Below are 21,191 nucleotides of genomic sequence, written 5' to 3'. Positions count from 1 at the left end.
GACCCTATTGCACATCGTTTGCAACTAGCGAGTCGCGGGCGCCGGGACCGGTGCGACCGGAGTCACCTCCCGGGGCGCCGCAACACGACCGCAACGCAGGGACCGGACACGCGCTGCGGAGTTCACGACCCGGAAACGTGATGCCGACGTCGCCGGAAACAACGGCCCGGCACGGTGAACGCCGCATCGCCCCTCCCGCACCGGCGGCGGGGTTCCACCGATACGGCCGCCCGGCCGACGACCCGACACAGGAGGTTGCCGTGCTCGACACCGGCAATACCGCCTGGATCCTCACCAGTGCGTCGCTCGTGCTGCTGATGACCCCAGGCCTCGCGCTGTTCTACGGCGGCATGGTCCGCGCCAAGAGCGTCCTCAACATGATGATGATGAGCTTCGGGGCGCTGGCGCTGATCAGCGTGCTGTGGGTGCTCTGGGGCTACTCGATCGCCTTCGGGGACGACATCGGTGGCGGCCTCCTCGGCAGCCCCTTCGAGTTCTTCGGGCTGAACGGCCTGATGGAGGACACCGACGCCGCGCTGCCGACCATGGCCTTCGTCGGCTTCCAGTCCGTCTTCGCCATCATCACCGTGGCGCTGATCTCCGGTGCCATCGCCGACCGCGCGAAGTTCGGTGCGTGGATGGTCTTCGCCGGCATCTGGGCGACCGTCGTCTACTTCCCGGTGGCGCACTGGGTCTTCGCCTTCGACGGCGACGACGTGGTCGGCGGCTGGATCGCCAACGACCTGGCGGCGATCGACTTCGCCGGCGGCACCGCGGTGCACATCAACGCCGGTGCGGCGGGCCTGGCCCTCGCGCTGGTGCTGGGCAAGCGGCGCGGCTTCGGCCGCGAGGCGATGCGCCCGCACAACCTGCCGCTGGTCATGATCGGCGCCGGGCTGCTGTGGTTCGGCTGGTTCGGCTTCAACGCCGGCTCCGCGCTGGCCGCCGACAACACCGCCTCGGTGGTCTGGGTGAACACGTTGGTGGCCACCGCCGCGGCGACGCTCGGCTGGCTCGTGGTGGAGAAGCTCCGCGACGGTCACTCGACCTCGCTGGGCGCCGCCTCCGGTGTCGTCGCCGGTCTGGTCGCCATCACCCCGGCCTGCTCCGCGGTCTCGCCGATCGGCGCGATCATCATCGGCGCCGTCGCCGGTGCGCTGTGCGCCCTGGCCGTGGGCCTGAAGTACAAGCTGGGCTACGACGACTCGCTCGACGTCGTCGGCGTGCACCTGGTCGGTGGCCTCTGGGGCACCATCGCCATCGGCTTCTTCGCCGACCCCGACGCCCCCGCCGGCGTCGAGAGCCTCTTCTTCGGCGGCAGCGTCGACCAGCTCTGGCGGCAGGTCGTGGGGGCGGTGGCCGTCCTCGTCTTCTCCTTCGTCCTTACGCTGGTCATCGGGTTCGTCATCCAGAAGACGATGGGCTTCCGCCTCACCGAGGACGACGAGGTCACCGGCATCGACAACGTCGTGCACGCCGAGTCGGGCTACGACTTCGCGTCCCTGGGCAGCAGCGGCTCCACCGCCCCCCTGGCCGGCCAGGCGCGTGCCGAGGCCCGCAACAACGAGAGGACGCTGGCATGAAGCTGGTCACCGCGATCGTCAAGCCGTTCAAGCTCGACGACGTCAAGAACGCACTCGAGCTGATCGGCATCGCCGGGCTCACCGTCAGCGAGGTCCAGGGCTTCGGCCGCCAGCGGGGTCACACCGAGGTCTACCGCGGGGCGGAGTACCAGGTGGACTTCGTGCCGAAGGTCCGCATCGAGGTGGTCGTCAGCGAGCTCGACGCCGCCCGGGTCGTGGACGCCGTCGTCGAGTCGGCCTCCACCGGCCAGATCGGTGACGGGAAGGTCTGGGTGACCACGGTCGACGAGATCGTCCGGGTCCGCACCGGCGAGCGCGGCGACGACGCGCTCTGACCGGAGCTGAGGAAGCAGTACGCGCATAGCGCACCCGTCGGCCGGGGTGGTGGGGTGGGTGGGAGCCCAGTGCACCGCCCCGGCCGACGCCGTTCATCCGGGCCGTACCGAGGGGGAGTCGTGCTGGACACCGAGGCGTTGCCGGGGCTCGGCCGTGCAGAGCGGGTCGAAGCCCTGGACGGGTGGCTCGGGAGGCTGCTGGACGACGCCGTCGCCGGCACCCCGCCGCCCCGCTCGCGCCGCGGCGGCCCGCCACCCCGCACGGGCACCGACGGGCTGGCCCTGGTCGCCGTGGGCAGCCTCGGCCGCCGGGAGCTCCCGCCGCACGGCGACCTCGACCTCGTGCTCGTCCACGAGGACCGGCCGGAGATCGCCGCCGTCGCCGACGCCCTCTGGTACCCGGTCTGGGACGCCGGCCTGCGCCTGGACCACTCGGTCCGGTCGGTGTCGGATGCGGTCGCCGTCGCCTCCACCGACGTGAAGGCCGGGCTGGGCCTGCTCGACGTCCGGCTGGTGGCCGGGGACGCGGAGCTGGCCGCCCGGCTGCGGACGGCGACCCTGGCCAGCTGGCGGCAGCACGCCTCCCGGCTGATGCCCCAGCTGCGCGACCTGCGCCGCGAGCGGGCCCGCCGGCTGGGTGAGCTCGCCTTCCTGCTCGAGCCCGACCTCAAGGAGGCCTACGGCGGGCTGCGCGAGGGCCAGGTGCTGCGGGCCGCGGCCGCGGCCCAGCTCGTCGACGAGCCCACCGCGGAGGTGGAGCAGGCCTACGCCTTCCTGCTCGACGTGCGCGACGAGCTGCGCCGCCGGTCCGGGCGCGCGTCGGACGTCCTGGTGCGCCAGGAGCAGCGCGCGATCGCGGTGACCCTGGGCCTGGCCGACGAGGACGTCCTGCTGCGGGAGGTGAGCCTGGCCGGTCGCCGGCTGGCCTTCGTCGCCGACGACACCTGGCGCCGGGTGGAGGCCGCGCTGGTCCGCCGGCCACGCGGGCGGTACCGCCGGGTGCGCCGCGAGCCGCTGGCCGAGGGCGTCGTCCGGCACGGGGACGAGGTCGTGCTCGCCCGCGACGCGCACCCCGCCACCGACCCCGGGCTGGTGCTGCGGGCCGCCGCGGCGGCGGCCCGGGCGGACCTGCTGCTCTCGCCGTACACCCTCAAGGTGCTCGCGGTGCACAGCCCGCCGTTGCCCGAGCCGTGGCCGCCGGAGGCCCGCTGGTCGTTCCTCCGGATCCTGGCCAGCGGCCGCTCGGCGGTCCCGGTGCTGGAGCAGCTGGACCAGGAGGGCCTGCTGTCGCGGCTGCTGCCCGAGTGGGACCGGATCCGGTCGCTGCCGCAGCGCCACCCCTGGCACCGGTACACCGTCGACCGCCACCTGATCGAGGCCGCGGCCGCGGCGAGCGAGCTGACCCGCGACGTCGACCGGCCCGACCTGCTGCTGGTCGCGGCCCTGCTGCACGACATCGGGAAGGGCTGGCCGGGCGACCACAGCGTGGTCGGGGAGCCGATCGCCGCGGAGATGGGCGCCCGCATGGGCTTCTCCGAGGCCGACGTCGCCGTGCTCGGCACGCTGGTGCGCCACCACCTGCTGCTGCCGGCGACGGCGACCCGGCGCGACATCGACGACCCCGCGACCATCGAGCGGGTCGCGGCCACGATCGGGCGCGACGCCACGGTGCTGCAGCTGCTGCACGCCCTGGCGCAGGCCGACGGCGCCGCCACCAGCGCCTCGGCGTGGTCGCCCTGGAAGGCGCACCTGGTCGCCGCGCTGGTCGCCCGGGTGCAGGCCGCGCTGGGCGGCCCGCAGCTGACCGAGCCGGACCCGGTGCTGCACCCCACCGCGGCGCAGGTGACCGCGCCGGCGCCGGACATCCCGGGGGACACCCGGGCGGTCACCGTCGGCATCGAGGAAGTGGCCGACGGTCAGCAGGTGACGATCGGCGCGCCCGACCGGCCGGGCCTGCTCAGCACCTGCGCCGGGGTGCTCGCGCTCAACCAGCTCGACGTCCGCGCGGCGAAGATGACGGTGGCCGAGGGCTACGGCACCGGGGTGTTCGCCGTGCGGCCCCGGTTCGGCCGGGCGCCGGTGCCGGAGATCCTGGCCGACGGCGTGCGTGCGGCGCTGGAGGGGACGCTCTCGCTGCCCGAGCGGCTGCGCCAGCGGGAGGCCGACTACCGCGAGGAGACCCGGTCCGCTCCGCCCCGCATCTCCTGGCACAACCACGAGGTGAGCGGCCCGGCCACCGGGATCGTGGAGGTGCGGGCCGGGGACCGGGCCGGGCTGCTGTACCGGCTGACCGCGGCGATCGCGGGCGAGGGGCTGGACGTCACCTCGGCCCGCATCGAGACGCTGGGCGGCGACGCCGTCGACTGCTTCTACGTGTGCAACCCCTCCGGCTCGCCCGTGGACCCGCAGCAGAAGGAGCGCGTCGACGCGGCCCTGGTGGCCGCCACCCGCGGCCCTGCGGTGGCGGTGGGTCCCGACACGCCGTCCTGACGTCCGTGGTTCTGTCGGTGGTGCGTGCGACCGTCGACGGGCGGATCGGGACGGACCGGTCCCACCTGCCGAGAGGAGTCGTCGTGGACAGCCGCCAGTGGCCCTGCCCCGCCTGCGGGGACGACCGGGACTTCGTGCAGCCGCCGTGCGTCGACGGCCACACCGAGGACGGCGGCGAGTGCCCGGAGTGGGCCTGTGCCGACTGCGGCGCCGCGCTGGTCAGCGGAGACGCGGCCGTGGCGCCCGTCGCCGCGCGGGTCGCCCGCGCGGCCTGACCGCCTCCGGCCGTCCCTCGATACGCTGGGTCCCAGGTGGCGCGGCGAGCCCGCGCCCGTGACTGCTGAGGACGTGCTGTGTTCGAGACCCTTTCCGACCGCCTCGACAAGGTCTTCACCGGCCTGCGGGGCAAGGGTCGGCTCACCGACGCCGACATCGACGCGACCGCACGCGAGATCCGGATCGCGCTGCTGGAGGCCGACGTCGCGCTGCCGGCGGTGCGGGCCTTCATCGCCGCGGTCAAGGAGCGCGCCCGCGGCGCCGAGGTCTCCCAGGCGCTGAACCCGGCGCAGCAGGTCATCAAGATCGTCAACGAGGAGCTCATCCAGATCCTCGGTGGCGAGACCCGCCGCATCCGGCTGGCCAAGCAGTCGCCGACGGTGATCATGCTGGCCGGTCTGCAGGGTGCCGGTAAGACCACCCTGGCGGGCAAGCTCGGCCGCTGGCTGAAGTCGCAGGGGCACACCCCGCTGCTGGTGGCGGCCGACCTGCAGCGCCCCAACGCGGTGAACCAGCTGTCGATCGTGGCCGGGCAGGCCGGGGTCGACGTCTACGCCCCCGAGCCGGGCAACGGCGTGGGCAACCCGGTGCAGGTGGCCCGCGACTCGATCGACCACGCCCGCCGCACGATGCACGACGTCGTCCTCGTCGACACCGCCGGCCGGCTGGGCATCGACGCCGAGCTGATGCAGCAGGCCGCGGACATCCGCGACGCCGTCACGCCCGACGAGACGCTGTTCGTCGTCGACGCGATGATCGGCCAGGACGCCGTCACCACGGCCCAGGCCTTCCAGGAGGGCGTCGGCTTCACCGGCGTCGTCCTCACCAAGCTCGACGGTGACGCCCGCGGTGGTGCGGCGCTCTCGGTCCGCTACGTGACCGGCCAGCCGATCATGTTCGCCTCCACCGGCGAGAAGCTCACCGACTTCGACGTCTTCCACCCCGAGCGGATGGCCTCGCGCATCCTCGGGATGGGCGACGTCCTGACCCTCATCGAGCAGGCCGAGCAGGCCTTCGACGCCGACCAGGCCGAGAAGATGGCCGGCAAGCTCGCCTCCCGCGAGGGCTTCAGCCTCGAGGACTTCCTCGAGCAGATGATGGCCATCCGCAAGATGGGGCCGATCGCGAACCTGCTCGGCATGCTCCCCGGTGCGAACCAGATGAAGGAGCAGCTCGCGCAGGTCGACGACCGCGACCTCGACCGCACCGCGGCGATCATCCGGTCGATGACCCCGCAGGAGCGCGTGGAGCCGAAGATCATCAACGCCTCGCGGCGGGTGCGCATCGCCAACGGTTCCGGGGTGACCGTCACCGAGGTGAACGGGCTGCTGGAGCGGTTCGCCCAGGCACAGAAGATGATGGGGCAGATGGCCGGCAGCATGGGTCTGCCCGGCATGGGCCCCATGTCGAAGAAGGCCCGCGGCCGGCAGATGCAGGCGCAGTCGAAGAAGGGCAAGGGGAAGAAGGGGAAGGGCAAGGGCGGCCCGGCCCGGCGGTCGGTGGGCGCACCCGGCCTGCCGCCCGGCGCCGGCTTCCCGGGCGGCGCGAACCCCTTCGGCGGGGGCGGCATGCCGGGGCTGCCCCCGGGCCAGGGGCTGCCCGACCTCACCAAGCTCAACTTCGACCAGTTCAAGGACGAGCGGCCCGGGCGGTGAGCGTGCTGCCGTCGCTCCACCTGTCCGGGGTGGTGCTGCCCGAGGGGGAGCACCACGACGTCTGGGTGCGCGACGGCCGGTTCACCTTCGAGCCGGTGCCGGGCGCGGAGACGGTCAGCCGGGGCGGCTGGCTGCTGCCCGGGCTGGTCGACGCGCACTGCCACGTGGGCATCGCGCGGGGCGGCGGCCACGTCGAGGACCTCGCCGCCGCGCGCGCCCAGGCGCTCGTCGAGCGGGAGGCCGGGGTGCTGGCGCTGCGCGACTGCGGCTCCCCGGTGGACACCCGGGAACTGGACGACGATCCCGAGCTGCCGACGATCATCCGGGCCGGCCGGCACATCGCCCGCACCCGCCGGTACATCCCCGGGCTGGGCGTCGAGATCGAGCCCGAGGACCTCGTCGAGCAGACCCGCGTCCAGGCCCGCCGCGGCGACGGCTGGGTGAAACTGGTCGGCGACTGGATCGACCGGTCGGTCGGCGACCTCGCGCCCGAGTGGCCGGCCGACGTGCTCGCCGCCGCCATCGCGGCCGCGCACGAGCAGGGGGCGCGGGTCACCGCGCACACCTTCGGCACCGACGCGCTGCCGGGGCTGATCGAGGCCGGCATCGACTGCATCGAGCACGGCACCGGGCTGACCGAGGACCTCATCGGCGAGATGGCCCGCCGGGGCACCGCCGTCGTCCCGACGCTGGTGAACGTGGCGAACTTCCCGGGCTTCGCGGCGGCGGGGGAGAAGAAGTTCCCGAACTACGCCAGCACGATGCGGCGGCTGTACGCGAACGCGGGGGCCGTGGTGCGCGCCGCCCACGAGGCGGGTGTGCCGGTGTTCGCCGGCACCGACGCCGGCGGCGGCATCGACCACGGGGTGATCGCCGACGAGATCCGGGCGCTGTGCGAGGCCGGGATCCCCGCCGAGGCGGCGCTGGCCGCGGGCTCGTGGCGGGCGCGCGAGTGGCTGGGGCTGCGCGGGATCGAGGAGGGGGCGCCGGCCGACGTCGTCGTCTACGAGACCGATCCGCGCGCCGATCTCGACTCGTTACAGCGACCGCAGCGAATGATCCTCCGCGGCCGCGTCGCCGGCTGAGCCCGCCGCGGCCCGGAGCGGCAGGTCAGTAGATGCAGCCGGTATCGGCGGCGGTGCGGGCGTCCTCACCCTCCACCGGCTCCGCCGGTGGAGGGGCGTCCACGGCCTGACCGATGCCGTTGAAGTCCGCACCGAGGACGAGCTGCACGGCGCCCGGAGTGGCGTCGTCGGCGACCTCGATGACGGCGCCGGGGACGGCGGCGGCGAGCGTCGCGGCGAGGGCCTCGTCGCCCGCGGCGTGCCGGACCACGGTCTGCGCGTAGTCGGAGGAGTCCGCATTGCCGGTGGACACCACCTGGAAGCCGTCGGCCTCGAGGTCCGTCTGCGCCTGGCCGGCCAGCCCGCTCGTCCCGGAGCCGTTGAAGACGGCCACGGAGACCTCCGAGGGGTCGACCGTCTCCGGCGCCACGGCCGGCTCGGGTGCGGCCTCCCCGGGGTCGGACGACAGCTCCGCGAAGAACTGGCGCAGGGTGGCCTGGTCCTCGAGCCGGACGATCGAGGCGCTGCCCTCCCGGTCGATCCCGAGGTTCGGCACGGTCTGGAACTCGATGCTGCCCGTCGTGACCGACTGCATCTGCTCGGCGAGCTGGAGCAGGTTCAGGTCCTCGTCCACGGTGAGCGACTCCGCGGCGGCCTGCACCAGCTCGCGCTGCTTGCCCAGATCGAGCAGCACGTCCTCGGAGAGCATCTTGCGCAGCACCCCGGCGATGAACACCTGCTGGCGGACGATGCGGTCGAAGTCGCCCCCGGGCAGCCCGTGCCGCTGGCGGACGAACTTCAGCGCTTCCGCACCGCTGATCGTCTGCACGCCGGCGGGGAAGACCGCGCCGGAGTAGAACGAGTCGTCCACGGCCTCGCACAGGTTCACCTCGACGCCGCCGACGACCGTGCTGAGCTCGAAGAAGCCGAGCAGGTCCACCTCGGCGTAGTGGTCGATCTGCAGCCCGGTGAGCCGGCTGATGGTCCGGACCAGCAACTGGGCGCCGGCGGCCTGGCGGGCGGCCTCGTCCGCGGCGTCGTCGGCGTTGGCGTAGCCGTAGGCGTAGGCGGCGTTGAGCTTGTCCTCGCCGTAGCCGGGGATCTCGACCCAGGAGTCGCGGGGGAAGGAGACGAACGAGGCGCGCGACCCGTCGGCGGGCACGTGCACCAGGATCATCGTGTCGGTGTTGACCCCGGAGTCGGTGCCGGCGTTGAACTCGGCCAGCTGCTCGTCGGTCAGGTTGCTGCGGCTGTCGTTGCCGACCAGCAGCAGGTTCATCGCCTCGCCGACGTCCCCGCTGTCCTCGTTGCCGTCGGCGGGGATGGCGTCGGTGCGGTTCACCGTCGCGTCGGCGACCTGGCCGAGGTACCAGCCCCAGCCCGAGCCGGCCAGCAGCAGCACCGAGAGGAGCCCGGCGACGAGCCGGCTCCCGAGCACGAGGCGACGGCGGCGGTCGTGCGGTCGCGGCCCGGCGGCGCTCGCACCGGCACGGGCACGCGGCTGCGCACCGGCCCGCGGGTCGAGGCGCGGGGGGAGTGGTCGACTGCCGCCCTGCTGGTCGCGGTCTCGGCCCACGGATCCCTCGCTTCCGGGGTCGGGCCCCGCGGCGGGGGCGTGGAGACGCCTCTGACCTCAGCGATGGTAGTGACTTGGTGCCCCTCGACGAGGTTCGTGCCCCCGATGGCGGTGCCCGACCTGCGCGGTCGGGCGCGGTCGGGGACCTCGCCGGTGGACGGGCCGGGGAACGACTTCCGCGGGCCTGGGAGACTGCTTCCGTGCTGTTGCGGATGTCGACCCTGTTCCTGCGGACCCTTCGGGACGACCCGGCCGACGCCGAGGTCCCGAGCCACCGCCTGCTCGTGCGCGCCGGCTACATCCGGCGGGCCGCTCCCGGCGGGTTCAGCTGGCTGCCGCTGGGCTTCCGCGTCTTCCGCAACGTCGAGCGCATCGTCCGCGAGGAGATGGACGCGATGGGCGCGCAGGAGGTGCACTTCCCGTCGCTGCTGCCCAAGGAGCCCTACGAGGCCACCGGCCGCTGGACCGAGTACGGCGACAACCTGTTCCGGCTCAAGGACCGCCGCGGCGTCGACCACCTGCTCGGCCCCACGCACGAGGAGATGTTCACGCTCCTGGTGAAGGACCTGTACTCGTCGTACAAGGACCTGCCGCTGTCGCTGTACCAGATCCAGACCAAGTTCCGGGACGAGGCGCGTCCCCGCGCCGGGCTGCTGCGCGGCCGCGAGTTCACCATGAAGGACAGCTACTCCTTCGACGTCGACGACGCCGGACTGGACAAGTCCTACGCCGCGCACCGGGACGCCTACATCCGGATCTTCGACCGCCTGGGCCTGGAGTACGCCATCGTCTCGGCGATGTCCGGCGCCATGGGCGGCTCCAAGAGCGAGGAGTTCCTGCACCCGACGGCGATCGGCGAGGACACCTTCGTCCGCTCGCCCGGCGGCTACGCGGCCAACGTCGAGGCGGTGACCACCGTCGTCCCCGACGAGATCCCGCTGGACGGCCTGCCCGAGGCGCACGTCGAGGACACCCCCGACACCCCGACCATCGAGACCCTCGTCGCGGTGGCGCAGCAGCTGTTCCCCGACGCCGGCTACACCGCCGAGTCGACGCTGAAGAACGTCGTCGTCACGCTGGTGCACCCCGACGGCACCCGCGAGCCGCTGGTCATCGGCCTCCCCGGCAACCGCGACGTCGACGCCAAGCGCCTGGAGGCCCAGGTCGCGCCGGCCGAGGTCGAGCCGTTCACCGAGTTCGACAAGCACCCGGCGCTGGTCAAGGGCTACATCGGCCCGCAGGTGCTCGGCACCGAGAGCGAGTCGAAGATCCGCTACCTGGTCGACCCCCGTGTGGTCACCGGCACCCGCTGGGTCACCGGCGCCAACGCACCCGGCAAGCACGTCTTCGACCTGGTGGCCGGCCGCGACTTCACCTGGGACGGCGTCATCGAGGCCGCCGAGGTGCTCGCCGGCGACCCCGCGCCCGACGGCTCCGGCCCCCTGGAGCTGGCGCGCGGCGTGGAGATGGGCCACATCTTCCAGCTCGGCCGCAAGTACGCCGAGGCGCTGGACCTCAAGGTGCTCGACGAGAACGGCAAGCTCGTCACCGTCACCATGGGCTCCTACGGCGTCGGCGTCTCGCGCGCGGTGGCCGCGATCGCTGAGTCCACGCACGACGAGCTCGGCCTGGTCTGGCCCCGCGAGGTCGCCCCGGCCGACGTGCACGTCGTCGCCACCGGCAAGGACCCGGCGATCTTCGAGGCCGCCGAGGCGCTGGCCGCCGAGCTGGTCGGCGCCGGGCTGACGGTGCTCTACGACGACCGTCCGAAGGTGTCGCCGGGCGTGAAGTTCAAGGACGCCGAGCTGCTCGGCATGCCGACGATCGTCACCGTGGGCCGCGGCCTCGCCGAGGGCGTGCTGGAGCTGCGCGACCGGAAGACCGGCGAGCGCGAGGAGATCCCGGTCGGCGACGCGGCCGCCCGCGTGGTGGCCGCCGTCCGGAGCTGAGGGCGTGCCGCGGGACGTCGAGGGACAGCTGGCGCTCGGCGCCCAGCTGGTCGAGGAGCGCCTGAGCCTGGGAGATCAGGTGCACGAGCCGCGCCCGATCGACCACCTCGCCGGGTTCCGCACGCGCAAGGCTGCCGAGGCGGCGGCCGACGAGCTGGTCGCCGCGGGCTACCGGATCGACGGGCTGCGCCGCCGGTTCCTCACCGTGTGGCTGGAGTTCAGCGCCATGACCGCCGTCGATCACGACACCGCTGCGACCTTCACGCGCGAGGTGGTGGGGATCGTGGACCGGCACGGCGGCACCTACGACGGCTGGGGTGGCTTCCTCGTGGCCCCGGAAGTCGACGCGGACGCGTGAGCCGACGTCCTCTGACGGCCGTCGAGCGGGAACTGCTCGAGGCGTTGCTGGACCACGAGTTCCCCGGCGTGGCGGCGCTGCGGGCGCAGGCGGCGTCGGTGACGGCCGCACCGGGCTGCACGTGCGGTTGCGGCACGATCGCCCTGCACGTGGCCGCCGGGCTCCCGCCCTCTGCGGCCGAGAGCCCGGTTCCCGTCGAGGGAACCGTCCTCGACGACGGGGGTGATCCGGCCGGTGGTCTGCTGCTCTTCGTCGAGGAGGGCCGGCTGGCGGGGTTGGAGGTCTACCCCTCGACGACCACCCGCTGCCGCTGCCGGCACCGGACCAGGTCCGCTGGTCCAGGGCCTGATCCGGCGGGACCCCGCGTCTGGCACAATGGCTGGTCGAACACGTCGGGTGCGGCCCTCTCACCATGCCCGCGCGTGTCCATCGCTCCGCCCCGGCGTAACCCCACACGCCGCCCGGCGAGCAACCACACGGCTTTCGAGGAGAACACCACACACCGTGGCCACCAAGATCAAGCTCATGCGCCTGGGCAAGATGCGCGCGCCGTACTACCGCATCGTCGTCGCCGACGCCCGCACCAAGCGGGACGGGCGCTCGATCGAGACGATCGGCAAGTACCACCCGAAGGAGGACCCCTCCTTCATCGAGGTCGACTCCGAGCGGGCGCAGTACTGGCTGGGTGTCGGCGCGCAGCCGACCGAGGCCGTCGCCGCCATCTTCCGGGTCACCGGTGACTGGCAGAAGTTCAAGGGCGAGCCGGCCCCGGCCCCGATGAAGGTCGCCGAGCCCAAGCCGGACAAGAAGGCCCTCTACGAGGCCGCCGTCCGCTCGGGCATGGACGAGCCGACCACGGACGCGACCACGGCCAAGAAGAAGGCGGCGCCGAAGAAGGCCGCCGACGCTCCCGCCGCCGAGGCCCCCAAGGCCGACGCCGCCGAGGCCCCCGCGGCCGAGGCTGCTCCGGCCGAGACGCCGGCCGAGTAAGACGTGCTCGAAGACGCGCTCGAGCACCTGGTCAAGGGCATCGTCGACAACCCCGACGACGTCACCGTCGACCTGCTCACCAACCGTCGCGGCAAGACCCTCGAGATCCGGGTGCACCCGGACGACCTCGGCAAGGTCATCGGCCGCGGCGGGCGCACCGCCAAGGCGCTGCGCCAGGTCATGACCGGGGTCGGCGGACGGGGCCTGCGGGTCGACGTCGTCGACACCGACGGGCGCTGAGCACGAACTCTTCGGGCGCCGGCACGTGACAGCACCGAACGAATCCACCGACACCGTGGTGGTCGGCCGCATCGGCCGACCCCACGGTGTCCGTGGTCTGGCCACCGTCGAGGTCCGCACCGACGACCCCGACCTCCGCTTCGCCCCGGGGGCGGTGCTGGAGACCGACCCGCCGGAGCGCGGCCCGCTGACGGTCGTCGACAAGCGGTGGCACAGCGGCACCCTGCTGCTGCAGCTCGCCGACGCCTCGGGCGCGGTGTACGACGTCCGCGAGGCCGTCGACGAGCTGCGCAACACCCTCCTGGTGGTCCCGATCGCGGACCTGCCGGAGATCGAGGAGCCCGACTCCTACTACGACCACCAGCTGGTCGGCCTGGTCGCCCGGCTGCCCGACGACTCCGTCCTCGGCGAGGTGACGGCGGTCCGCCACGAGGCGCAGGACCTGCTCGTCGTCCGTCGCGCGAAGAGTGGCGAGACGCTGATCCCGTTCGTGTCGGCGATCGTGCCCACCGTCGACGTCGCCGGCGGCTTCCTGGTGGTGGACCCGCCCGAGGGGCTGCTCGACCTGTGACGGGCGCGGTTCCGGTCGATCCGTTCCGCATCGACGTCGTCACGATCTTCCCCGAGTACCTCGCGCCGCTGCGCCAGTCACTGCTCGGCAAGGCCATCGAGCGCGGCCTGGTCAGCGTCGGCGTGCACGACCTGCGCGAGTGGACCGACGACGTCCATCGCACCGTCGACGACGCCCCCTACGGCGGCGGCCCCGGCATGGTGATGAAGCCCGAGCCCTGGGGCCGCGCGCTCGAGGCCGTCCGCCCGCCAGGCACGCGGCTGGTCGTGCCCACGCCGGCCGGCCGCCCGTTCACCCACGCCATGGCGGTGCAGTGGGCGTCCGAGCCCGGCCTGGTCTTCGCCTGCGGCCGCTACGAGGGCATCGACCAGCGGGTCGCCGACTGGGCGGCCGACGCGGGGCCGGTCTCCGAGGTCTCGATCGGCGACTACGTCCTCGCCGGCGGGGAGTCCGCGGTGCTGGTGATGACCGAGGCCGTCACCCGGCTCATCCCCGGCGTGCTGGGCAACCGGGAGTCCGCGGAGTTCGACTCGCACGCCGACGGCCTGCTCGAGGGCCCCTCCTACACCCGGCCGGCCACCTGGCGGGGCCACGAGGTCCCCGGCGTGCTGCTCTCCGGCGACCACGCCGGCATCGCCCGCTGGCGGCGCGGGGAGTCGCTGCGCCGCACCGCGGCCCGCCGTCCCGACCTGCTCGCGGCGCTGCCCGTCGACGCGCTCACCGACACCGAGCGGGCGGCCCTGGCCGCTGAGCGCGCGGCCGGTGACTGACCGGGCGATCGTCCGGACGACGGCGCGCGTCGTCGTCCTGGACCCCGCCGGCCGCGTGCTGCTGTTCGGTGCCCGGCTGCCGGACCCGGCGCTGCCGCCCGGCGAGGTGCTGTTCTGGTACACGCCCGGCGGGGGAGTGGAGGACGGCGAGACGCTGCGCGCGGCCGCCGTCCGGGAGCTGGCCGAGGAGATCGGGCTGCACATCGACCTCCGGGCGCTCGAGGGGCCGGTCTGGCTGCGGCGGCACGTCGGGCCGTTCGGGAGCCAGCTCTACGACACCCGGGAGACCTACTTCGTGCTCCGGGACGTCGTCCACGACGTGGTGCCCGGGGCGCTCACCGAGCTGGAGCTGCTCGCCGACGAGCCGCACCGCTGGTGGACGCCGGAGGAGCTCGTCGCCGGCGGCGTGGACCTCGTGCCGGGCGATCTGCCCGCCCTGCTCGCCGAGCTGGCCGGCGGCCGGTGGTCAGGGCCCCCGCGCGTCGTCGGCTGAGGATGTGGCACAGTAGAGAGTCGCTGCTGACCGACGGCCGGGCTGTCGGGAGCTCCGCACCGGAGCCGCAGCACCCCGGAACGGACAGCCGGGGAGTTCCGCTGTCCGAACCGAGAACGAGCCATCTGAGACTGAGGACTGCCGCGATGAACACCCTGGACGCACTCGACGCCGACTCGCTGCGCGACGACATCCCCACGTTCCGCCCGGGGGACACCGTCAAGGTGCACGTCCGCGTCATCGAGGGCAACCGCTCCCGCATCCAGGTCTTCCAGGGCGTCGTCATCCGTCGCCAGGGTGGCGGCATCCGCGAGACCTTCACCGTCCGCAAGGTGAGCTTCGGCGTGGGCGTGGAGCGCACCTTCCCGGTGCACACCCCGGTCGTCGAGAAGATCGAGGTCATCACCCGCGGTGACGTGCGTCGCGCCAAGCTGTACTACCTCCGCGAGCTGCGCGGCAAGGCCGCCAAGATCAAGGAGAAGCGCGAGACCGTCGCGCGCTGACCTCCTGCGAGGACACGCCTGACAGCCGGCTCGACCGGCTGGATCTCGGCGGGTCCCCCGCGTCGTACGCTGCTCCTGATGAGCAGCGACCGGCCCGGGGGGCCCGCCGATGTGGTTCCGGGGGAACCGGACCCCGACGAGACGCCTCCGGGTGACGGCGGGGCGACGCCGTCCTCCCGCCGCGACCGCCGCGGGGAGGCGAAGAAGGGCTCGCTGCTGCGCGAGCTGCCCGTCCTGCTGCTGATCGCCTTCGTGCTGGCGCTGGTCGTGAAGACCTTCTTCGTGCAGGCGTTCTTCATCCCGTCCGGCTCCATGGAGCAGACGCTGCACGGCTGCACCGGGTGCACCGGCGACCGGGTGCTGGTCAACAAGGTGCCCTACTGGTTCGGCGAGCCCGAGCCCGGTGACATCGTGGTCTTCCGGGGCCCGGACACCTGGACGCCGGAGATCTCGGTCGACGAGCCGGACAACTGGTTCACCGGGGCGCTGCTGTGGCTCGGGCGCGCGATCGGCGTCGCCCCTCCCAGCGAGGACGACTTCGTCAAGCGGGTGGTCGCCACCGAGGGCCAGACGGTGCAGTGCTGTGACACCGAGGGTCGGGTCACCGTGGACGGCGAGCCGCTCGAGGAGCCCTACATCTTCGAGGACTCCCCGATCGAGAACCGCGCGTTCGGCCCGGTCACCGTGCCCGACGGGCGGCTGTGGGTCATGGGCGACCACCGCTCGGCGTCGGCGGACTCGCGAGAGCACGTGGGCGACAAGTACGCCGGCACCATCGCCGTCGACGACGTCATCGGGAAGGCGGCGGTCATCGTCTGGCCGCTGAGCCGGTTCGGCCTGCTCGATTCGCCCGACATCCAGAACACCGAGGCCGCCGCGGCGGTCCCCGTGCTGCCGGCCGGGGGCGGGGCGAGCCCGGTGGGGGCCGTCGCCGTCCTGCCGTACGCGGTCGGCCTGGCGGGGGCCGTGCCGGTGACGGCGTGGCGGCGGCGACGCCGGACGGGCTCCGGGCGTACCGACTCCTGAATGGTCGAGCCGTTTCCGGTGTGATCCGGGGATGGCGGGCGAATGGTCCGCATAATTGTTCGAGAAGAACTGGAAAAGCATTCAAGCAACCGTTTCACCCTTCCGATGGGGACAGAGCACGTTCCCGGAAGTGAAACGGAGTCTGTTGTGTCTGCACCTGTGGCGAGCACCGCCCGCGGGATCACCCGCGTGCTCCTCCTCGCCGACGCGCCCGTCCTGCGTCGGGGACTGGTGAGCATGATCAACGAGACCGCCGGGATGCAGTCGGTGGGCACCCCCGGCGAGCTGCGTCGCGCCCTCACGCTGGTCGAGACCGCCCGCCCCGACGCCGTCGTGGTGGAGCTGGGGGCCGGTCGGGCCGCGACCCTCAACGCCTGCCGCGACCTCCGCCGCCGTTTCCCGCGGGTCACGATCGTCGCCCTGGCCACCTCGGAGGACCCGGCGGTGGTCAACGAGGCCATCGCCGCCGGCATCCGCGGTTACCTGATGATGAACACCTCCTCGACGCTGCTCGGCTGGGCGATCCTCGCTGCCCGCGCCGGTCGCGTCGTCGTCGACCCGCAGATCCGCCGGGTCGAGCAGTCGGCCACGGCCCCGGCCAAGCCGTTCGCCCCCGAGGTGCCGCTGACCCGGCGTGAGCAGGACGTGCTCGACGAGCTCCTGCAGGGGCAGTCGAACCGGCAGATCGGCCGCAACCTGTTCATCAGCGAGGACACCGTCAAGTCCCACGTCAAGGCCATCCTGCGCAAGCTCGGTGCCCGCGACCGGTCGCATGCCGTCTCCCTGGTGCTCTCCAACCGGACCCCGGGCTGCACCTGCGGCGCGCACGCGCTGAGCGCCGCCGAGCCCGACCTGGCCGCGGACATCTGACGGACTTCTCCGCCCGGCTCCCGTGGGCCGGCCCCTCGCGCAGGGGCCGGCCCGCGGCGCGTCCGGGGGTCGGCTGCGGTGTCGCCCCGCCGTCGTACTGTCGTGCCGCGATGGCTGCCCGTCCCACCCACACCTGCTCCGCTCCGGCGGCCCGTGCCCGGCGCACGGTCGCCGACGACCGGCCCGACGCGCTCTGGGACATGGAGCGGGCGCTGCGCCGGCGGGGCTTCGAGGCCATCGCCGGCGCGGACGAGGCGGGCCGGGGAGCCTGCGCCGGGCCGCTGGTCGCCGCCGCCTGCGTCCTGCCGTCCGGACGGCGCGGGCGGGTGCCGGGGCTGGCCGATTCCAAGCTGCTCACCGCCGCGACCCGGGAGCGGGTCTACGGCGAGATCGTCGACCGCGCGGTGGCGTGGTCGGTCGTCGTCCTCCCGGTCGAGGACCTCGACGCCCGCGGGATGCACGTCACCAACATCGAGGCGCTGCGCCGCGCCGTCTCGATGCTCGATCCGGGACCGGACTACGTGCTGACCGACGGCTTCCCGGTGCCCGGGCTCGCCCGGCCGGGGCTGGCGGTGTGGAAGGGCGACCGGGTGGCCGCGTGCGTCGCGGCCGCCTCGGTGCTGGCCAAGGTGACCCGGGACCGGATCATGCTGGACCTGCACCAGCGCTGGCCCGAGTACGACTTCGCCGGCCACAAGGGCTACATCACCGACGTGCACACCGCCGCGCTGGAGCGGCACGGGCCCTGTCCGCAGCACCGGATGCGGTACGTCAACGTGGCCCGCGCACGCGACGCACACGCCGCGCGGACGGCCCACCTGACCGGTTCCGGTGCCATGGTCGATGATGGGCCCATGCGCCCTGTGTCCCGAGCCCTGACGAGCACCGAGGACCGATGAGCACCGAAGACCTCGAGAAGTACGAGACCGAGATGGAGCTGCAGCTCTATCGCGAGTACCGGGACATCGTCCGGCAGTTCACCTACGTGGTGGAGACCGAGCGGCGGTTCTACCTGGCCAACTCGGTCGACCTGCAGGTCCGCGAGGCCGGCGGTGAGGTCTACTTCGAGCTGAAGCTCTCCGACGCCTGGGTGTGGGACATGTACCGCCCCGCCCGCTTCGTGCGGAACGTGCGGGTGCTGACGTTCAAGGACGTCAACGTCGAGGAGCTCGACAAACCCGATCTCGAGCTGCCGGACGGCCCCCGCCTGCCGTAGCCGGCGCACCGTCCACAGGCCCCGGTGCCGTCCACAGATGACCGCCGGGCCTGGGACCCGCCGTTCCCGGGCGGCACGGTCGGGGAGTGCCTCCCACGACCGATCTCGGCGCCCGCGGTGAGCGGATCGCCGTCGCCTACCTGACCGACTCCGGGCTGCGCGTCCTCGACCGCAACTGGCGCTGCCGGGAGGGCGAGCTCGACGTCGTCGCCCGCGACCGGGACGCCCTCGTCTTCTGCGAGGTGAAGACCCGGCGGGGCACCGGCTACGGCCATCCCGTCGAGGCGGTGACGCCGGCCAAGCAGCGCCGGCTCCGGGTGCTGGCGCAGCGCTGGCTGGCCGCGCACGACGAGCACGCGCCCGAGGTCCGGTTCGACGTCGTCGGCGTCCTCGTCCGGCCCGAGCGGCCCGCCCTGGTGACGCACCTGCGGGCGGCGTTCTCGTGACGCTCGCCCGCACCTGGTCGGTCGGCCTCACCGGGGTCCAGGGGGCGATGGTCGAGGTGGAGGTGGACATCGCGGCCGGGCTGCCCGGTGTGGTGCTGGTCGGCCTGCCCGACGCGGTGGTGCGGCAGTCGGTGGACCGGGTGCGGGCGGCGGTGGTGAACGCCGGTGGTGAGTTCCCGGCCAGGCGGATCACCATCGGGCTCTCCCCGGCGTCGATGCCGAAGCAGGGCAGCGGCTTCGACCTCGCCCTGGCCGCAGCGGTGCTCGCGGCGGGGGGCGCGGTGCGCCGCCGCGCGGTCGACCGGCTCGTGCTGCTCGGCGAACTCGGGCTGGACGGTTCGGTGCGGGCGATCCGCGGCGTGCTGCCCGCCGTGCTCGCCGCCGCCCGGGCCGGCCACCGCCAGGTGGTCGTGCCGGCGGCCAACGCCGCCGAGGCGGCGCTGGTCGAGCGGATCGAGGTGCTCGCGGTGGAGAGCCTGACCCAGCTGGTCGGGCACCTGCGCGGGGAGGCCGTGCTGCGGCCGCACGAGCCGGGGCCGCTGCCCGCGCAGCCGCCCGTGGCCGACCTCGGCGACGTCGTCGGCCAGGCCGCGGGACGGCGCGCGGTCGAGGTCGCCGCCGCCGGCGGTCACCACCTCTTCCTGAGCGGCCCACCCGGCGCCGGCAAGACGATGCTCGCCGAGCGGCTGCCCGGTCTGCTGCCCGAGCTCGACGAGCAGGCGGCGCTGGAGGTCACCGCGATCCACTCGATCGCCGGAACCCTGCCGCCGGAGGCCCCGCTGATCACCCGGCCCACCTTCGAGGCGCCGCACCACTCGGCCACCATGGCGGCGCTGATCGGCGGCGGCTCGGGCCAGATCCGCCCCGGTGCGCTGTGCCGGGCCCACCGCGGGGTGCTGTTCGTGGACGAGGCCCCGGAGTTCCCGCGGGCGGTCCTGGACACCCTCCGCCAGCCGCTGGAGCGCGGTCAGGTCACCATCCACCGGGCGGCCGGCTCCGCGACCTTCCCCTGCCGCGCGCAGCTGGTCCTGGCGGCCAACCCGTGCCCGTGCGCGAGCGCCGCCGGGGACACCGCCTGCACCTGCAGCCCGCTGGAGCGGCGGCGCTACCAGTCGCGCCTCTCGGGCCCGCTGCTCGACCGGGTGGACCTCCGGGTGGAGCTGCCGCCGGTCACCCGCGCGGCCTGGCTCGACGGGCTGGGTGCGCCGGAGTCGACCGCCGTGGTCGCCGAGCGGGTGCGCCGGGCCCGCGCGGCGGCGGGGGAGCGGCTGGCCGGCAGCGGCCTCGGGCTCAACAGCGAGCTGCCCGGACGGATGCTGCGGGAGCGGTTCGCCGTGCCCCGTCCGGCGCTGCGGCTGGCCGAGCGCGCCCTGGAGCGGGGATCGCTCTCGGTGCGCGGCTTCGACCGGGTGGTCCGCGTCGCCTGGACGTTGAGCGACCTGGCCGGGCGCACCGTGCCCGGCCCCGACGAGGTGGCCGAGGCCCTCGGCATGCGCCTGCAGCGGAGCGCGGCGTGAACCTGGACGAGGATCTCGAGGAGGCGGCGGCCGGCGGCGCCGCCGTGCCGGGGACGGCGGTCCCGGGGGTGCGCCGCGCGCGGGCGTGGCTGAGCCGGGCGGTCGAGCCGGGCACGATCGACCTCTGGCGCTACGTCGAGGACGTGGGGCCCGTCGACGCCGTACGGCGGCTGCGGGCCGGCACCGCCCCGGATCGGATCCGGTCAGTCGTGGGCGCACGGGTGCACGAGGACACGACGCTGGCCGACCTGACGCGCGCCGAGCGCTGCGAGGCCCGGCTCGTGGTCCCGGAGGACGACGAATGGCCGGCGTTCGCGCTGCACGCGCTGACCCGGGCGACCGCCGAGGAACCGCACGACCCGGCGCGCCAGGCCAAGCGCACGCAGGCGCTCGTCCCGCCCCTCGCCCTGTGGGTGCGCGGCCGGGCCCGGCTGACAGACCTGACCGACCGCTCGGTGGCGATCGTCGGCTCGCGGGCCTCCACGGCCTACGGCGAGCACGTGGCGGGAGAACTCGGCCACCAGCTCGCCGGGCGCGGGTGGACCGTCGTCTCCGGCGGCGCGTTCGGGATCGACGCCGCGGCCCACCGCGGTGCCCTCGCTGCCGACGGACCGACGATCGCGGTCCTCGCCTGCGGCGTCGACCGCCCGTACCCGGCGGGGAACGGGGCGCTGCTGAACCGCATCGCCGACGAGGGCCTGCTGCTCAGCGAGTGGCCGCCGGGCGCCGCTCCCCATCAGCACCGGTTCCTGGTGCGCAACCGGCTCATCGCCGCGCTGACCCGCGGCACCGTCGTGGTGGAGGCGGCGGCGCGGTCGGGGGCGCAGGCGACGGCGAACCGCGCCAGGGACCTCGGCCGGCAGGTGCTGGTGGTGCCCGGTCCGGTGACGTCGGCCATGAGCGTGGGCTGCCACGAGCTGCTGCGGGACCAGGAGGGCGGGGCCCGGCTCGTGACCAACGCGGCGCAGGTCATCGAGGAGATCGGCGGCATCGGCACCGACCTGGCGCCTCCCGTCGAGCGGCCGGCGTCCCCGCGGGACGGGCTCTCCGACCTCGCGGCCCGGGTGCTGGACGCCTGCCCGGTGCGCATCGGGGTGAGCCCCGAGCGGCTGGCGAGCATCGCCGGCTGCGACGTCCTGGAGGTGCTGAAGGTGCTGCCGTCGCTGGAGCTCGCCGACCTCGTCCAGTGGACCGGCACCGGCTGGCGGCTGGCCCCGCCGCCCAAGCGTCCCGGCGCGGCGGCTTGACCGGCGCCGGGCGCCA

The 21,191-nt window shown here is 74.0% G+C and carries 22 protein-coding genes; 21 read left to right on the top strand and 1 reads right to left on the bottom strand.

The genetic code is table 11. The annotated features are described in order from the left end of the window. Positions 1-260: 260 nt before the first annotated feature. The 6 genes from ACI79T_RS05175 (at position 261) to ACI79T_RS05150 (ending at position 7,424) form a co-directional block, all read left to right on the top strand. Positions 261-1,583, top strand: a complete 1,323-nt coding sequence (locus tag ACI79T_RS05175) for an ammonium transporter (RefSeq protein WP_456608978.1) — start codon at positions 261-263, stop codon at positions 1,581-1,583. Beyond that, on the top strand, positions 1,580-1,918 hold the full coding sequence (locus ACI79T_RS05170; RefSeq protein ID WP_456608977.1) for a P-II family nitrogen regulator: 339 nt from the start codon (positions 1,580-1,582) through the stop codon (positions 1,916-1,918). Before ACI79T_RS05175 ends, ACI79T_RS05170 begins: the two co-directional genes overlap by 4 nt. A gap of 120 nt (positions 1,919-2,038) precedes the next feature. Continuing rightward, positions 2,039-4,408: a [protein-PII] uridylyltransferase gene (locus ACI79T_RS05165; RefSeq protein ID WP_456608976.1), complete on the top strand. Its 2,370-nt coding sequence runs from the start codon at positions 2,039-2,041 to the stop codon at positions 4,406-4,408. An 83-nt stretch (positions 4,409-4,491) separates the two neighbouring features. Beyond that, on the top strand, positions 4,492-4,683 hold the full coding sequence (locus ACI79T_RS05160; protein WP_456608975.1) for a hypothetical protein: 192 nt from the start codon (positions 4,492-4,494) through the stop codon (positions 4,681-4,683). 78 nt (positions 4,684-4,761) lie between these two features. After that, positions 4,762-6,339: a signal recognition particle protein gene (ffh, locus tag ACI79T_RS05155; protein WP_456608974.1), complete on the top strand. Its 1,578-nt coding sequence runs from the start codon at positions 4,762-4,764 to the stop codon at positions 6,337-6,339. After that, complete coding sequence (locus ACI79T_RS05150) at positions 6,336-7,424, top strand: amidohydrolase family protein (protein WP_456608973.1); 1,089 nt, start codon at positions 6,336-6,338, stop codon at positions 7,422-7,424. Before ffh ends, ACI79T_RS05150 begins: the two co-directional genes overlap by 4 nt. A gap of 25 nt (positions 7,425-7,449) precedes the next feature. Here the strand turns inward: ACI79T_RS05150 and ACI79T_RS05145 are convergent, their stop codons facing one another. Further along, on the bottom strand, positions 7,450-8,841 hold the full coding sequence (locus tag ACI79T_RS05145) for an LCP family protein (RefSeq protein ID WP_456608972.1): 1,392 nt from the start codon (positions 8,839-8,841) through the stop codon (positions 7,450-7,452). Positions 8,842-9,179: 338 nt separating this feature from the next. Here ACI79T_RS05145 and ACI79T_RS05140 point away from each other — a divergent pair, with 338 nt between their 5' ends. From ACI79T_RS05140 to dprA, 15 genes are all read left to right on the top strand, one after another. Next, positions 9,180-10,928 (top strand): proline--tRNA ligase, encoded by a 1,749-nt coding sequence (locus tag ACI79T_RS05140; protein ID WP_456608971.1) that lies wholly within the window; start codon positions 9,180-9,182, stop codon positions 10,926-10,928. 4 nt (positions 10,929-10,932) lie between these two features. Next, a complete protein-coding gene (locus ACI79T_RS05135) occupies positions 10,933-11,286 on the top strand; it encodes a ribonuclease E inhibitor RraB (protein ID WP_456608970.1) in 354 nt (117 codons plus the stop codon). 504 nt (positions 11,287-11,790) lie between these two features. Next, positions 11,791-12,276, top strand: coding sequence for a 30S ribosomal protein S16 (rpsP, locus tag ACI79T_RS05130; protein ID WP_456608969.1), 486 nt, complete (start codon positions 11,791-11,793; stop codon positions 12,274-12,276). Between the two features lie 3 nt (positions 12,277-12,279). Continuing rightward, positions 12,280-12,516 carry an RNA-binding protein gene (locus ACI79T_RS05125; RefSeq protein WP_269193227.1) on the top strand — a complete coding sequence of 79 codons (237 nt, stop codon included), beginning with the start codon at positions 12,280-12,282 and terminating at the stop codon, positions 12,514-12,516. 25 nt (positions 12,517-12,541) lie between these two features. Next, positions 12,542-13,087 carry a ribosome maturation factor RimM gene (gene rimM / locus ACI79T_RS05120; protein WP_456608968.1) on the top strand — a complete coding sequence of 182 codons (546 nt, stop codon included), beginning with the start codon at positions 12,542-12,544 and terminating at the stop codon, positions 13,085-13,087. Further along, positions 13,084-13,857 carry a tRNA (guanosine(37)-N1)-methyltransferase TrmD gene (trmD, locus tag ACI79T_RS05115; RefSeq protein ID WP_456608967.1) on the top strand — a complete coding sequence of 258 codons (774 nt, stop codon included), beginning with the start codon at positions 13,084-13,086 and terminating at the stop codon, positions 13,855-13,857. The genes rimM and trmD overlap by 4 nt, the downstream gene beginning before the upstream one ends. After that, positions 13,850-14,350, top strand: a complete 501-nt coding sequence (locus tag ACI79T_RS05110) for an NUDIX hydrolase (RefSeq protein WP_456608966.1) — start codon at positions 13,850-13,852, stop codon at positions 14,348-14,350. The genes trmD and ACI79T_RS05110 overlap by 8 nt, the downstream gene beginning before the upstream one ends. Positions 14,351-14,496: 146 nt before the next feature. After that, a complete protein-coding gene (gene rplS, locus ACI79T_RS05105) occupies positions 14,497-14,853 on the top strand; it encodes a 50S ribosomal protein L19 (protein WP_456608965.1) in 357 nt (118 codons plus the stop codon). A gap of 78 nt (positions 14,854-14,931) precedes the next feature. Further along, positions 14,932-15,879, top strand: coding sequence for a signal peptidase I (lepB, locus tag ACI79T_RS05100; protein WP_456608964.1), 948 nt, complete (start codon positions 14,932-14,934; stop codon positions 15,877-15,879). Positions 15,880-16,026: 147 nt separating this feature from the next. Next, complete coding sequence (locus ACI79T_RS05095) at positions 16,027-16,749, top strand: LuxR C-terminal-related transcriptional regulator (RefSeq protein ID WP_456608963.1); 723 nt, start codon at positions 16,027-16,029, stop codon at positions 16,747-16,749. 110 nt (positions 16,750-16,859) lie between these two features. Beyond that, positions 16,860-17,648 (top strand): ribonuclease HII, encoded by a 789-nt coding sequence (locus tag ACI79T_RS05090; RefSeq protein WP_456608962.1) that lies wholly within the window; start codon positions 16,860-16,862, stop codon positions 17,646-17,648. Continuing rightward, on the top strand, positions 17,645-17,965 hold the full coding sequence (locus ACI79T_RS05085; RefSeq protein WP_135146486.1) for a DUF2469 domain-containing protein: 321 nt from the start codon (positions 17,645-17,647) through the stop codon (positions 17,963-17,965). The genes ACI79T_RS05090 and ACI79T_RS05085 overlap by 4 nt, the downstream gene beginning before the upstream one ends. Before the next feature lie 86 nt (positions 17,966-18,051). Continuing rightward, positions 18,052-18,411 (top strand): YraN family protein, encoded by a 360-nt coding sequence (locus ACI79T_RS05080; protein WP_456608961.1) that lies wholly within the window; start codon positions 18,052-18,054, stop codon positions 18,409-18,411. After that, entirely contained in the window at positions 18,408-19,928 is a 1,521-nt protein-coding gene (locus ACI79T_RS05075) for a YifB family Mg chelatase-like AAA ATPase (RefSeq protein WP_456608960.1), read from the top strand. The genes ACI79T_RS05080 and ACI79T_RS05075 overlap by 4 nt, the downstream gene beginning before the upstream one ends. Beyond that, on the top strand, positions 19,925-21,175 hold the full coding sequence (gene dprA / locus ACI79T_RS05070; RefSeq protein WP_456608959.1) for a DNA-processing protein DprA: 1,251 nt from the start codon (positions 19,925-19,927) through the stop codon (positions 21,173-21,175). The genes ACI79T_RS05075 and dprA overlap by 4 nt, the downstream gene beginning before the upstream one ends. Positions 21,176-21,191 lie beyond the last annotated feature (16 nt).

This window comes from Blastococcus sp. SYSU DS0619 (assembly GCF_054051035.1).
The sequence above is the reverse complement of the archived record's forward strand: the minus strand, read 5'-3'. Positions and strand labels throughout refer to the sequence as shown.